General features: G+C 68.7%; 10 protein-coding genes and 1 pseudogene. 5 read left to right on the forward strand and 6 right to left on the reverse strand.

Annotated elements, in window-relative coordinates:
• Window positions 1–86: 86 nt before the first annotated feature.
• From ACFXHB_RS32335 to ACFXHB_RS32360, 6 genes and pseudogenes are all read right to left on the reverse strand, one after another.
• A pseudogene (locus ACFXHB_RS32335) lies at window positions 87–416 on the reverse strand (IS110 family transposase); the annotation flags it as partial.
• Between the two features lie 1,152 nt (window positions 417–1,568).
• A complete protein-coding gene (locus tag ACFXHB_RS32340) occupies window positions 1,569–3,623 on the reverse strand; it encodes a hypothetical protein (RefSeq protein WP_380578302.1) in 2,055 nt (684 codons plus the stop codon).
• Between the two features lie 458 nt (window positions 3,624–4,081).
• Window positions 4,082–5,482 carry a hypothetical protein gene (locus ACFXHB_RS32345; protein ID WP_380578304.1) on the reverse strand — a complete coding sequence of 467 codons (1,401 nt, stop codon included), beginning with the start codon at window positions 5,480–5,482 and terminating at the stop codon, window positions 4,082–4,084.
• Window positions 5,483–5,684: 202 nt separating this feature from the next.
• The gene (locus ACFXHB_RS32350; protein WP_380578306.1) at window positions 5,685–5,897 is read right to left on the reverse strand and encodes a hypothetical protein; all 213 of its coding nucleotides are present in this window, start codon (window positions 5,895–5,897) and stop codon (window positions 5,685–5,687) included.
• Window positions 5,898–5,938: 41 nt separating this feature from the next.
• Window positions 5,939–6,649, reverse strand: a complete 711-nt coding sequence (locus ACFXHB_RS32355; RefSeq protein ID WP_380578308.1) for a hypothetical protein — start codon at window positions 6,647–6,649, stop codon at window positions 5,939–5,941.
• Window positions 6,646–7,791, reverse strand: coding sequence for a hypothetical protein (locus ACFXHB_RS32360; protein WP_380578309.1), 1,146 nt, complete (start codon window positions 7,789–7,791; stop codon window positions 6,646–6,648). Before ACFXHB_RS32360 ends, ACFXHB_RS32355 begins: the two co-directional genes overlap by 4 nt.
• 338 nt (window positions 7,792–8,129) lie before the next feature.
• Here ACFXHB_RS32360 and ACFXHB_RS32365 point away from each other — a divergent pair, with 338 nt between their 5' ends.
• Genes ACFXHB_RS32365 through ACFXHB_RS32385 form a run of 5 tightly spaced genes read left to right on the forward strand, consistent with a single transcriptional unit; the run spans window position 8,130 to window position 12,483 of the window.
• A complete protein-coding gene (locus ACFXHB_RS32365) occupies window positions 8,130–8,468 on the forward strand; it encodes a hypothetical protein (RefSeq protein WP_380578311.1) in 339 nt (112 codons plus the stop codon).
• Window positions 8,468–9,274, forward strand: coding sequence for a hypothetical protein (locus tag ACFXHB_RS32370; RefSeq protein ID WP_380578313.1), 807 nt, complete (start codon window positions 8,468–8,470; stop codon window positions 9,272–9,274). The genes ACFXHB_RS32365 and ACFXHB_RS32370 overlap by 1 nt, the downstream gene beginning before the upstream one ends.
• A gap of 52 nt (window positions 9,275–9,326) precedes the next feature.
• A complete protein-coding gene (locus tag ACFXHB_RS32375) occupies window positions 9,327–9,545 on the forward strand; it encodes a hypothetical protein (protein ID WP_380578315.1) in 219 nt (72 codons plus the stop codon).
• A complete protein-coding gene (locus ACFXHB_RS32380; protein WP_380578317.1) occupies window positions 9,545–10,945 on the forward strand; it encodes a hypothetical protein in 1,401 nt (466 codons plus the stop codon). The genes ACFXHB_RS32375 and ACFXHB_RS32380 overlap by 1 nt, the downstream gene beginning before the upstream one ends.
• 50 nt (window positions 10,946–10,995) lie before the next feature.
• Complete coding sequence (locus tag ACFXHB_RS32385; protein ID WP_380578319.1) at window positions 10,996–12,483, forward strand: SCO6880 family protein; 1,488 nt, start codon at window positions 10,996–10,998, stop codon at window positions 12,481–12,483.
• Window positions 12,484–12,613: the final 130 nt, after the last annotated feature.

The following is a 12,613-nucleotide window of genomic DNA, read 5'->3' on the forward strand; positions in this document are numbered from 1 at the left end:
CGCACCCCCTACAGCGAAGCCATGGCCTTCCCAACCAAGGCCATCGATTTGGAGGTGGCAGCTTGACGCCAAACCGCATCGGATGTCTGGTCGGCGATGACGGTGGCGTCCTTGGCGTCGGTCTTGCCCATGCCCCGGTAGGAGGCCGAGGCGCGGTGCACGGTCGGTCCGGTGATGTAGAGCAGCTGCTGCCCGTGGTTGAGCAGCACGCTGATCAGCAAGGTGGCCATGCCGTCGGCGACGTCGACCGCCCACACTGCGTCCTCGTCGAGGGCCAGCACGTCGGCGAGCAGAGCCAGCAGCTCCGGCTCGTCATTGAGCACCCGCCGCGACAGCAGCCGCTTACCCTCGGCGTCCAGGACCACACAGTGGTGATGGGTCTTGCCGATGTCCACGCCCGCCCATATCTGGGGCACGGATTCCTCCGGTTCGTCGGTATGAGCTGTTCTCCCGAACGACCTCGCCAGCGTGGTCCTACTCAGCGATACACCCGCAGGTGCTCGCAGCTCCTAATCAGCGGCCGACTCGTCGTGAGGGACCGGGCGGCCAGGTGTACGGGAACCATCGAGGGCAACCGACTGAAAGCCATACCCGGTGTCTCTGGGCCTCTGGACCTTACGACGGCCCGTCCAACCCAGGAACAACGTAGGACCGACTGGATCCGGTGCCAGGGACGCCGCCCAGGCGGGCTGAGGAGCAGCGGGAGGGCGCGTTCGGCTGCGGCCAGTGTCAGCGGTGCGGTGAGGGTCACCGCGTGGCCGTCTTCGTTGACGGTGGCGGATGCGGTGCCGTAGCGGGAGTTCGGCCAGCGGGCCTCGTCGCCCTGCCAGGCGAAACCTTCGATGGCGGAATCGGGCACCGCCATGGCGATGGCGTGTCGTGCGCGGATGCGGCGGCGGGTGCGCTGTTCGCCGTCCTCGGACCGGGCGGCCCGCTTGTCCAGGTCTGGCAGGATGGTGCGCAGGGCCTCGGCCGCCAGTCGGGCCGGCGGTGGCTTGGGAGCTGGGGATGTAGACGTGGGCTCCGATTGGGAATGGGCCGCCGCAGTAGCCTGCCACGATGATCGAGTCGCAGTCCGTGCCGACCAGGATCCGGCGGGAGCCGTCGGTCAGGGCCGCGGCGGGCTCGTTGTTGTAGATCTGGTAGGAGTCTTTCTCGTGCGTCCATGCACGGGTCGCGATCGTAGGGAGCTGGGTCGCCACCTGTCGTATGAGGGTGTCGAGCATGCTGGATGTCTCCTCGGTTCTGCCAGGCGTGGGTTCGCCGGCACGCGCTGGTGGTGCAGCAGGTTGGGCGCGGCCCGGGCAGCAGGGCCCGGGTGCTCCGGCCTTGCTGTTCGATGCTGCTGCGGGTTCCGGACAGTCAACGGCTCTGGTGGGCCTTGGGGTTTCGACAACGGGCTTGGTCGGGTGGTCCAGCGGACGGAAGTTGTGCGCAGCTGGCAGGCCGGTAGTGCCGTCGTGGTGAGGACGTTAGCTCCACAGTGCCGGGAGTCAAGGCCTACCGGCTGTGTGGTCGGGGTGCCGCCGGGCCCGTAGTGGTGGGCCCGGCGGCACCTGGGCTGGCGGTCAGGGGCGGCGTTCAGTCTCGGCGTGGAGGAGATCGAGAACCGGCTGGAGCCAGTTGTCCTCGGTGTCGTAGGGGGTCTGTCCGTCGGCCATCGCGCGGAGCAGGGGGACCTGTTCGGCGTAGACGCCCCCGGCACGGTCGAGGTCCGCGAGCGCCCGTGCCAACGGCTTCTGAACGACCTGGGACCACGGCCGGTGCTCGTCCTCCGGCTTTCGCCGGTTGTACGTGGGCGCTTCGGGTGCCATGTGGGCGAGCCAGAGGACGCCGGGGTTCATGCCGACGAGTCCGGCGATGGCGGTGATCTTGTCGTAGTCGTTGATGCAACTCACGCCCTGGGACCTGCGCCAGCCGACGTGATGGGGGCTGTGGAGGACGTTCCAGTAGACCGGCTTGAGGGCGATGCTCCGAAGCAGGCGGGGGACGGAGAGGCCGGTACTCGCCCGGCGTGCCTCCATGCGGACATGGAGGAGTTCGGCGAGCAGGCGGCGGGGCGCCGGTGCGGCCTGCAGGAGTTTGGCGCGCGCGATGGCCTTCCTGTCCGGCTTGGCGGGAGGCGTGCGGTCCTGGCCGGAGGTGAGCCGTGCTCCTGGCGGGAGGGCGGTGCCTTCCCAGGCGGTCGGCTCGGTGAGCTCGAGGTCGAGTGAGCCGTCTGCCAGGGTCATGCACAGGCTCAGCAGCTTCGCGCCGATGTCCTCCAGCGCCGTCTCGAAGCCTGAGCTGCGGTCGGAATGGGTGCTCTGTTCGAAGAAGGCCTTTCGGTGGGCGGCCTCGTGGACGAGCGTGGCGATGGTGTCCTCGCGGTCCGTCAGGGTGTCACGGTGGAAGGCGATGACGTCGGTGGTGGTGTAGTACTTTCCGGCGGTTCCGCAGCCGATGTCCTCGCTCTCGCTGTAGACCCGGATCTTTCCTATGCTCTCGGGTCCGAGAGCGGCTCGGAAGAGAGCTATCGCGTAGTCGAGGTTCCGCAGCTGTGCGGTGGTGAGAGAGGCGAGGGAGACCCAGGTGGTCTTGCTCTCGCGCCTGCGGGTTTCCGTTCGGACTGCTGTGCGCCGACGCTCGACGCCGAGCAATTCCATGAGGGAGCGCTGCTGGTACGGGGGCAGCTCGGTTTCGACCATGACCACGCCTCGGTCCATCAGCCAGGCTCCGTCCTCCATTCCGTCGGCACCTTCAGAGTTCTCATTGCCGTCGCTGTAGTACAGGCGGACCCCGGCGGGGAAGGCGCGCCTGGCTGCGCCGAGGAATGCGAGCTTGACGTTGTAGTCGCTAACCTTGCCGAAATATTGCTCCTGCGGTGCGATCGTCTTCCGGTCCAGTGCCAGAGTGACGAAGTGGTCGATCACGTCGGGGTCGGAGCACGCGGCGAGCGCCTGGCTCAGGTAGTGGTCGAGCGCGCGGCCGTCGACGATGGTGCGGTCCCTGTTCTGGTCGCCCTTGGCGAGGCCGAGTGGGAGGTCGTAGCTGGCTGAGAGTCGGGGGTCGGCGCTGACCAGGATCCCCCCTATGAAGATCCTTCCGGGGTCTCCGTCGAGCATGACCCGGGCCCTGCCCTGGGGTGGGGTGTAGTCGGGCTGTGCCAGGTGCAGGACGCGGGAGATGGCGTCGTGGGCGACGCGCTCGGGGCACTGGATGGTGATCTTGGTGCCGGTGGTGCGCTCGCCGGGGTACAGCGTGTAGACGAGGGTGGCGGCGGCCTTGTCGCCCCGCATCGGGACGATGCCGTCCAGGGGACTGCGGTTCTCGATGCTCGGGGTGAACGTGTACCCCACGGTCTCGAACAGGATTTCTCCGATCTCGGGGTCGCGGGCCAGCACTAGGGCGGCGAGCTTCTTGCCCTCGCCGAACTGGCCGATCTGGTGGCTGGTCTTGCTGGACGCTCCGAGCACGAAGGCGTCCTGGGCGATTCCGGGCCCCCGGTCCTCGATGGTGAGGATTCCGTCGGCCCAGGACACGTTGGCCTCGGGGTCCTCGTCAAGGGCATTGGCGATCAGCTCAACAATCGCCCTGGGAGTGGTCCATTGCTTCACGTAGTCGGGCGAGATGGGGAAGGGCATCGATATTCCTGCACCACGCGAAGCGGACTTCTGGACTGCCTTCATGATTTGAGCCTCGTCTTTCGCGGCCATTTCCTTTGGCCGCTTCGATGAGGCAGAAGCTAGGAATTCCCAGGGTGCAATCAAGACCCTGCCACCGGCGAACATGACTGATTTCGCGCAAAGACGGCACTGCAGTGGACGAGGGGGCTACTCTGGCCGCAGTTCGAGGTCCTGTGGCTGGGCCGAGATGTTGGCGAGTATGGCTCCCGCCCCGACTTCCGTCAGCGAGAGATGGCGCACTACGGATGGGGGCGTCGCCGCGCCGGCGCGTCCGCCCACCGGGCGTTCGACGTGGGCGGTACGGCAGGGCGAGGACGCGGCGGCGGATCGCACGCGTGTGGCCGGCATCTGGTCGGATGCGGTCGGGGTGTCGTGCTGCGCACCTGCCGCCGGGTGGGCGTGTTGGTGACTCGGTATCAGGTGGGCGAAGGGCCGGTGGTGGGCGGCTTGGGGTGTCGGCCAGCACTCGAATGGCGTTCGGCCGGACGCCCGGTTCGAGCAGGCGTGCCGGCCCCGTGGCGCTGCCGGTCCTGTGTCTGGCGTTCCAGGTCTTCGGCGATCCGCTGGCACGGGTCGAGTTCGGAGCGGGTGTTCGCCTCGGCCGTGAGCTGTTCCAGATGGTCCTGGTATTTGGTGGCCTTCGTCCGCAGCCGGGCTGCCGCCGATCGGAGGTCAGTTGCCGGGCCATCGGCGTCCTGCAGGTCGCGTTCGACGGCGACCCGGAGCTGGTCGGCGGTCGTGGGGTTCCGAAGTCGGCGGGGAGGTGTGGGGCGGAGCGTGCGGGCGCGGGTCAGCGCGGTAGTGGCGGCTGTGATCGCTTCGTCGGCGGTGCTCCTGGCGAGTTTGGCCTGGGCTCGTAGCTCGCGGGCGTTGTGGCGCTGGGCCGCCGAAGTTGTGCCGCGTAGGAGCAGGTGGGTGGGACTGGCGTGGGCGCGTCGTTCGGCCTCGTCGGCGGCATGGTGGAGTGCGAGGGATCGGCGTATGTGGGCGTTGGCGCTTTGGAAGCCGGTGGTGGCTTCTCGTGTCGCCTCTGCGGCCTCGCGTCCCGCCTGGATGTCCTCGCGTAGGGCGCTCGCTGTCGGGCCGCGGCCGTGCTCGGCGTCGGCCGTCAGCGCGGCGGCTTCGGCCTCGGCGCTCTCCGCCTGGCTGATGAGGTTCGGTAGGGACTGCTTCAGCCAGGAGAGCTGTCGTGCGAGCGTCGCAGCAGGCAGATGGCCGTGGGGCCGGGCGGTCCAAAGCTGCGTTGACTGGGCGGCTGCCGCCCGCCGGGGCGCACCGTGCCACGCGGCTTCAAGGTCGGTGAGGGCAGCGTCGTCGGCGCCGGGCGATCGGTCGCTGCCAGGGGCGTCGAGGATCTGGCCGACTCTGCCGATCTGCAGGTCCCGCTCCAGCCTGGCGAGGATCCGATGGTCGGCCAGTCGGTCCTGGAGTGAGGGTGGCGGTGTCGCGCGCCGGGCGGCCTGGTCAGCCAGGTCAGCCAGGTGGCGAGCGTAGGTCTCCGGGGTGATCGCGCCGGCATCCAGGGCCTGCTGAAGCTCTCGGTGCTCGGTCTTCTCCCGGGCCCGATCCTCCAGTTCTGCTTCCTCCAGTCGGGCCTGCTCGAGGGTGCGCTGCTCGTGGCGGAGCCGCTCGAGGGGGTCGCTGGTGTTGTGCTGTGCCAGGGTGGCGAAGACCCGTTGCACCTGGGGGCCGATGAGAAGCCGCTCGCGCCAGCCGGAGGCCCTGGTCGCGTACAACACGTCGCCGATGGCGGTGGAAAGCCAATGGTATGTGGAGTCGCCGACGTTCGCGCTGCCGGAGGTGGTGGGACCGCTCATCCCTGGCTCCCGGCGATCGGGCCCGTCCTGGCGGCGCGTGGGCGGTCAGCTGGCAGGCCGTCGCGGGCGCTGTAGGGCGGCGGCTTCTCCTACAGTGCGACGCCACCCCCTGGGCATCAAGGGCTGGCCTGCATGCCTCCCGTGCTGCGGAAAGCGCCGGCCCCGGTTCCCGCGTCACGGGATCGTCGGCTGGCCTGCCAGCTCAGCGGCGCCGTCGGCGCCTACCGTGCGGGGGGAACACGAAAGCGAGGATCACGCCCACCGCGACTACAGCGATCGGAGCGAAGAGGTTCGGGAAGCTGGCAGCCAGATCGTCGGTGTTCACCATCGGCCCGGCCATGAGGAATCCCACGATGACGAGCAGGTGCGGGAAGTACCGGATGAACATGAGCGTAAGTCGCGCCATCGCGGCCATGGTGGCCCCCCTTTCGGTCCAGATGGCCACGGTAGCGCGAATCACGCCGACGTGAGGAGGCTAATCCGGCGGCGGACCGCCAGAACGGTGGCGTTGGTTTCGGGACTTGGGGCGATGCTGGTGAGCACATCCAGGAGTGGCTGTCCGCTGGCAAGGGCTTCGGTGTCGGGGATGTCCTTCCATGAGGCGGCGGCCTGGCGGGCGCTGGAGCGTGCGGGTCGACTCGTCGGTCCTGCGGTCCGTGCCCAGCCCTGGGCGATGTAGGTCCACAGCTCGGTGGCGTAGCGGTAGTCGCCCGACATCCACGCGAGGTCGGCGCGAACGCCGGCGGTACTGAGAGTCGCGGGGTGGTGCTCACCGTGAATGGCTGTCAGGTCGGCGAGCAGGCGGTCCGCCTGTGCGGCCGCTCGGGCGAAGTCGTGAGCTCGACCGGCCTCGTACACCACTTCCAGGACTCGGTCGTGCGCGGGGGATGCGCTGTTCTGGGCGGGTGGGGCGGGGGTGGGCGGGAGGATCGGTTCGCCGGGGGCCAGTGGGCGGGTGCTGCCGTCCGGGTTGATCTGCAGCCTGAGGCGCTGCTCGGTGCGGGTGTCGTGGATGGCGGCCGCGATCGGCCCACCCGAGCCCGCGGCGTCGAGAGCGAGCTGTTGCAGGACGACGCGTGCGGGGTCGGTGCCGGGAGGGACGTCGATGGGCTCGGCGTCGATGAGTGCGGCGCCGTCCGGGGTGATGCGCACCTGGGTGTCAGTCACGTCGTTCCTCCGGGGACGGGAAGGGTGCTCGTTCCTCCTGCGGACGGGAAGGCGGGGGCGGCCCAGCCGCGGTAGCGCATGTGCCAGATGCCGTTGGTGACGTCGGACTTGGGGCGAATGCCGATCGTGCCGTAGCCGGTGATGTCGGTGCTGGCGATCACGTCGCCGCCGAGGTACAAGGCGACGTGGCCGAACTGGCTTCCGCTGTCGTAGAACAGCAGTGCGCCAGGGGGCGGTGAGTTATCCCCGGGGTGGCCGTCCCCGGAGACGACCAGGCGCTGCCAGTGGATGTTGGCGGACTCGGATCCTGAGGATCCCCAACCGTAGGCCTGCGCCACGAAGTTGTCGCAGCGATTGTGGAAGTCCGAGCGGCCGCTGGCCGCGGCCGCCCTTGCGGCGGCGATGGCCTGGGTCGCGAGTCGCGGGTTCTGGGCGGTGAAGTCTGCGGCTGGGTCCGGACCCGGGCCCCCGGCGGCGGGGGCACAGCCGGCGAAGACGGAGGTGACAGCGGCGGTACCCCAGGTGGCGCTGACGAGTCCGCCGGCGCTCTGTTCCCACTTGGCGTAGGCGTCGGGGAGGCCGGAGCGCTGCACGGCCTGGGCGGCCTGGGTCAGTGGCCGGGTCTGCCAGTCCTTGATCTGAACAAGGCGGTCGTAGAACCTGTTCGAGGCGTACACCGGGTCGGTGATCTGCACTACGGTGCCCCAGCCCTGGCTGGGTCGTTGCTGGAAGAGTCCGAGGCTGTCCCGGTCACCGCGGTCGAGGTTCTCCAGCGTGGACTCCTGCATCGCGGCGGCGACGGCGATAACGGCTGCCCGGGGGCTGAGCCCACGGGTACGTGCGACGTTGGTGATAGTGGAGGCGTTGCGAACCTGCTGCTCGGTCCAGTGGGGATTCTGCTGCGGGCCCTGGGGGCTGATCGGCACAACGACCGCTGCGCCGGCATAGGCGACGGGCGGCTCCCAACCCGCTGCGGGGAGGGCCGCGCCCGCGCCGTGGGTACCGTCGCCGGCTGGAGCGAGACTGGTGGCGCAGGTCGCGGAGTTGGCGTCTGCCGCTCCGGCACCGCCCAGAATCGTGATCGGCAGACCCATTATGGCGGCAACGAGCAGCGCAACGAGCAGTGGGGCGCTCTTCTTCACCACCCCACTCTGGCGGGCGCATCCCTGCCGGGCTTAGGCACCTTCGGGGAAGTTTCCGGAGACCGGGATTTCCTGCGTAAAGTTCCCGCCCTGCGGATTCCGCAGGGCCCGAGGCGGAACCTCGCTGCCGCTGGCTCGCCAAGGCACGTGTAATGGCGTGGTCAGAAGGCGACTGTGGGCCCGGGGCTCCCGATAGGGCAATGGCGAACGGCTCGACAAGTTCGAAATTCGCCGACCCGAGGAGGCCAGATCACCCCGTGGAAATAATCATCCTTGATGGGGAAAGGGATTCACAAAGTTCCCCGTGCTGTATGGAAATTAGGGAACAGGGTGGGCATATGGCACTGCACGACGAAGTCCTCGCGGCGAACCCGACGCCGAAGCCGTCGGGCGGAACAGTGGACGGCCTGGTCACCGGGCTGGCACCGGACTGGGGGCCCTTCGCATCCGTCGGCGGAACGGCGCGTACGGTCATCCAGGCCATCATGGCTGCAGTGATCCTGATCCTGCTGGGCAGGGCCTTGATCGGCGTGATCCACCTGAAAGTCGGCGGGTCTCAGCACGACACGGTCCAGGTCAAGCAGGGACAGAAGGAACTCGCGGGAAGTCTCGTCGCCGCGTTCATCGTGGCATCCATCGGGACGCTGTTCACTATTGTCTACGGGATGGGCCTCTGATGCCCCGCCGAGGTAACAGTGGCGGCACTCGGGTCCTCAAGGACGATGAGCCGCCCCAGAACTCCCCTGGCCTGTTCCGGGGGCCCATTTTGGTTATCTCCGTCGTTCTCCTTGCCCTGATTCTCGGTGCTATTTTGGTCGGCCGCAGCTCGCACGACTCCGGCTCCGGACCGAACCGTCCGACGCCCTCGGAGACAGCGAGCAGTGCCGCCGGTGGTTCGAGCCTGACCGGTGCCTCCACGCCCGGCCAAGCAGCCTTATCCCGGCTGGTCGAGGGTGTTCCGGTCGGCTACAGCCGGACGCGGGAGGGGGCCATCGCGGCAGCGGTCAACTACGAGATCGCCCGATCAAGTCCGCGCTACCTCACCGACTCCGGGACACGCGAGCGGATCCTGAAGACGATCATGGCCTCCGATGCCTCGGCCGGCCAGATCAAGGACGACAACGAAGCCGGAGCGCGGTTCTACTCGGCGCTGGGACTGACGGCCGACACCGCAGGCAAGCTGATCGCCCGGGCCTCCCCCCTCGGGTCCCAGGTCGTGAGCTACTCCCCCGAGGTGGCGACGGTCAGCGTCTGGATGAGCGGCATCGTCGGACTGCCGACGCCGAACGCCCCCGTCCCTGTGTCGGCGTCCTGGACGACCTACACGCTCGTGCTCGTCTGGCGCGACGGCGACTGGAAGGCCTCGTCCATCTCGGTCACGCCCGGTCCGACGCCGCTGCAGTCCACGGGCCAGCAGCCCACCTCTACGGACGTCTTCACCTCAATGGACAAGGACTTCGATGCGCCTCCCTACGTCAGCTGATGTCCGCCCGCGCCGCGTCGTCGTCGCGCTGGGGTGCGTGTGGATGGCGACGATGGCCGTCATCATCGCTCCGCCCGCCCAGGCCAACGGCATCTCCGACGCCCTGTGCAAGGTCCCGTTCGCTGACGTGGTGTGCGGCGCCGTCGAGTCGGTCAAGAGCGCGAACGAATTCGTCGACTTCGCCAAGGATCCCCTGGGTTATGTAGCACGGGCACTCTCCAACTCTGTTGTCAGTTCTATGACTTCGCTGACCGAGGGCCTCACACGCTAATGGGAATTACCCAGATCGACTGGAGCAACGCCGGCTTTATCCGGACTTACACCATGGCCTTCGGCGCCTCAGTGGTCCTAACCGTCGTGCTGTGGCTCGTGGCCGTGGCGAAGCGGGCCATTCAGGGCGTCAACCCTGTGCAAGCCATGGGCGAGTCCATCGGTTACCTCCTGTTGTCCGTCATGACTTCCGCCTTCGCCCCGCTGGCCGTCGCCTACATCACCCAGGTGTTCGACGGCATCGCGGAGGCAATGCTGGCTCCTGTCACTCAGGATCTGCCGAAGATCGGCGCGGTACTCGGCAGCATGCTCGCACTCCTCTTGGTGATCCCTGGTGGGCCGGTCATCGTCCTGGCTGTCGGTTTCTTCCTGCTTATGGCGGTCCTCGGTGTCTGGCTCGAGCTCATTGCCCGCAACGCTCTGATCTACATCGGTCTGGTCTTCGGCCCCACAGTCTTCGCCGGGCTGGTCGACAAGGACCTCTGGGGTCACACCAAGCGATGGTTCGGGATCGTCGTCGGGGTCATCGCCTCGAAGTACGTGACCTTCACGACCCTGGCCCTCGCCTCCACCCTGCTGGCCGGGAAGAGCAGCGAGAACGTCGGCGTGGCCCAAGCCCTCGGGACCTGCCTGACCGCGGTCGCGCTGTTCTTCCTGGCCCTGTACCTCCCCTTCCAGGTCGCCAAGTTCATTCCCATCCTCGGGGACCAGGTCCAGGACGTCTTCGGCTCGCGCAAGCAGATGGAGGGCGGCCTGTCCAACATGACCCAGTCCGCCAAGTCCAGCTTCAACGACATCAAGTCCAAGCTCGGCGGCGGCTCCGAGGGGGACGATGTGGAGAGCGGGGACGGTGATGAGATCGACGCCGCGGCCGCGGGCGGCGAGGGTGCGGCACCGGGCATCGGGCTCGCGAAGGCCGCCCAGGAGCGTGGGGAGCAGGAGGTCAGGGCCGCCGCGATGCGCGGCGTAGACGGCGCCACGGCGGCCTCGGAGCCAGATAACGACCAAGACGGTGGGACGCGCAGGGCGGGCGACGCCGACGGCGCTAGCGGCGCCCCCGAGCAGGGGGCGGACACGAACGAGCCGGCACAGGACGCCGACGAGTCCGGCCGGCCGGATGCGGCCGACACTGCGCACGGTGCGGATCCGCACCAACGATCCGCTGAAGATGCGGCACCCGCTGACGGGGGGCCAGGCAGCGTTACACCGGTGATGGACGACCCGGCACCAGCGAGCGGATCAACGCCGACCTCTGGCGGCCATGACGGTGCAGGATTCGCCCCTGCGGCGCCCTCGGAGTCCGGCCCGTCCGGATCGGCGCCCGCGTCGTCCACTGGTGTGCCCGCCGAGTCCTTCTCGGACGGCAGTCCGGTGGAGGAGCCCCCTGACGACGGTGAGTGACGCAGGGTCCGGCCAGTAGGAAACCCATCCGCCATCTGTCAGGAGTGACGATGCCTCGCACCTTCCTCTTCCCCCGCCCGCGGCCGCGCGGCCTGCTGGGCCGCCGCCTCGAGATGGACGAGCAATGGGTGCTGGCCACCGGTGTCCTGGGCGGGCTGCTCCTGCTCTGGGTAGCCCCCGGCGTCCCGCTCAAACTGCTCGGGTTCGCGGTGACGGCGGGTCTGTGCGGGTGGGCGACGCTTGCGCCCTGGCAGGGCCGAACCTTCCTGAAGTGGTTCGAGATCCGCCGCACGCACCGTCGGCTGCTGCGCGACGGCCGCCTGCTCTACCGGTCGATCGCACCGAAGGTCGGCCGGCGCGGGGACGGTACCCCAAGGAAGGTGACGCCACCCCCGGGGATCCCGGATGTGGAGTGGATCAGTGCCCGGACCGCCTACGGGGATCTGGCGATCCTGCTGCAGACCGACGAGGCGATGTTCACCGCCGCGATCGAGGTCGAGGGGCAATTGAGCTTCGGTGGCCTGGACGCGGAGGAAAAAGAGGCGCTGGTCGGCGCATGGGAGTTCCTGCTGAAGTCGACCGCCGACTCCGGCGGGCGGGTGCGAAGGCTGCAGTGGGTCAGCCGGGTGGTGCCGACCGACCCGAACGCCCATGCCCGCGACGCCGAGGCCAGGCGCGATGCGGCCGCGCCGCAGTGGCTGCATGACTCCTACGACCAGTTGCTGCGCACGGTGGCGATCTCCGCAGAGGACCGGCGGCTGCTGATCGTGGTGGGCATCCCCTACGACGCGGAGCTGGTCGCCGAGGCCCGCCGCTACCGAACCCTGCATGAGGGCTTCGGAATCGTGCTCGGCAAGGAGATCGAGGAGTTCATCCGCCGGCTCGGGCTCGCTCAGCTGCGGTGGGTGCGCAACTTGGACGAGCCAGCTCTTGCCAGCTGGTTCCACCACAGCTACGACCCGAGCCACTGGATCAACGACACCGCGGGCATGGACCGGGCAAGCGCCTGGCCGGCCGAGGTCGACGCCCGGGACCCGGCCGTGATGCTCTCGCGCAGCTGGGAAGGCACCGAACCCTGGCACAGCGTCACCGCCTGGTGGAAGCAGCTGCCGGTGCTCCCGGTCGGGGTGAACTTCCTCGCACCGCTGCTGCTCTACGTGCAGGACGTCATCTTCACGGTCTCCGTGACGATGGACCTGGTCACCAGTGACGAGGCGCTGCGCGAAGCGATGGCGGACGTCACCAACGAGATCGGCCAGGCGGACAGCAAGGTCGGGAAGGTCGGCGACCCTCGCGAGGCCAAGGATCGGCGCACCGCGACGGCCACGATGCACGACATCGCGAACGGCGCCGCCGGCATCCGCCTGGCCGGCTGGGTGACCGTGACCGCACCGGATGCGGAGACGCTGCGCCAGCACCGGGACCTGCTGCGGGCCCAGGCCACGCGCGCGAACCTCCGTCTGGAGTGGTGCGACCGCGAGCACTTCCGGGCCCATGCGAACACGCTGCCGCTGGCCGGCGGCCTGCTGAAGGGCTGAGCCGGTGCTGGAGATGCTGAGGCCCCAGCGTCAGACCCGCCGACGGGCCCTGAGGACGACCACCGCGCAGGCCTGCGGCCTATACCCGGCGGTCGGCGCACCGACCGGCGACCCCAGGGGGGTGATCATC

This window comes from Kitasatospora sp. NPDC059327, assembly GCF_042752535.1.
Classification (GTDB): Bacteria; Actinomycetota; Actinomycetes; order Streptomycetales; family Streptomycetaceae; genus Kitasatospora.

Bases quoted from the DNA above. Each gene is read 5' to 3' on its own strand.
- ACFXHB_RS32340 (WP_380578302.1), bottom strand. From the start codon at position 3,623: ATGCCCTTCCCCATCTCGCCCGACTACGTGAAGCAATGGACCACTCCC.
- ACFXHB_RS32345 (WP_380578304.1), bottom strand. From the start codon at position 5,482: ATGAGCGGTCCCACCACCTCCGGCAGCGCGAACGTCGGCGACTCCACA.
- ACFXHB_RS32350 (WP_380578306.1), bottom strand. From the start codon at position 5,897: ATGGCCGCGATGGCGCGACTTACGCTCATGTTCATCCGGTACTTCCCG.
- ACFXHB_RS32365 (WP_380578311.1), top strand. From the start codon at position 8,130: ATGGCACTGCACGACGAAGTCCTCGCGGCGAACCCGACGCCGAAGCCG.
- ACFXHB_RS32370 (WP_380578313.1), top strand. From the start codon at position 8,468: ATGCCCCGCCGAGGTAACAGTGGCGGCACTCGGGTCCTCAAGGACGAT.
- ACFXHB_RS32375 (WP_380578315.1), top strand. From the start codon at position 9,327: ATGGCCGTCATCATCGCTCCGCCCGCCCAGGCCAACGGCATCTCCGAC.
- ACFXHB_RS32380 (WP_380578317.1), top strand. From the start codon at position 9,545: ATGGGAATTACCCAGATCGACTGGAGCAACGCCGGCTTTATCCGGACT.
- ACFXHB_RS32385 (WP_380578319.1), top strand. From the start codon at position 10,996: ATGCCTCGCACCTTCCTCTTCCCCCGCCCGCGGCCGCGCGGCCTGCTG.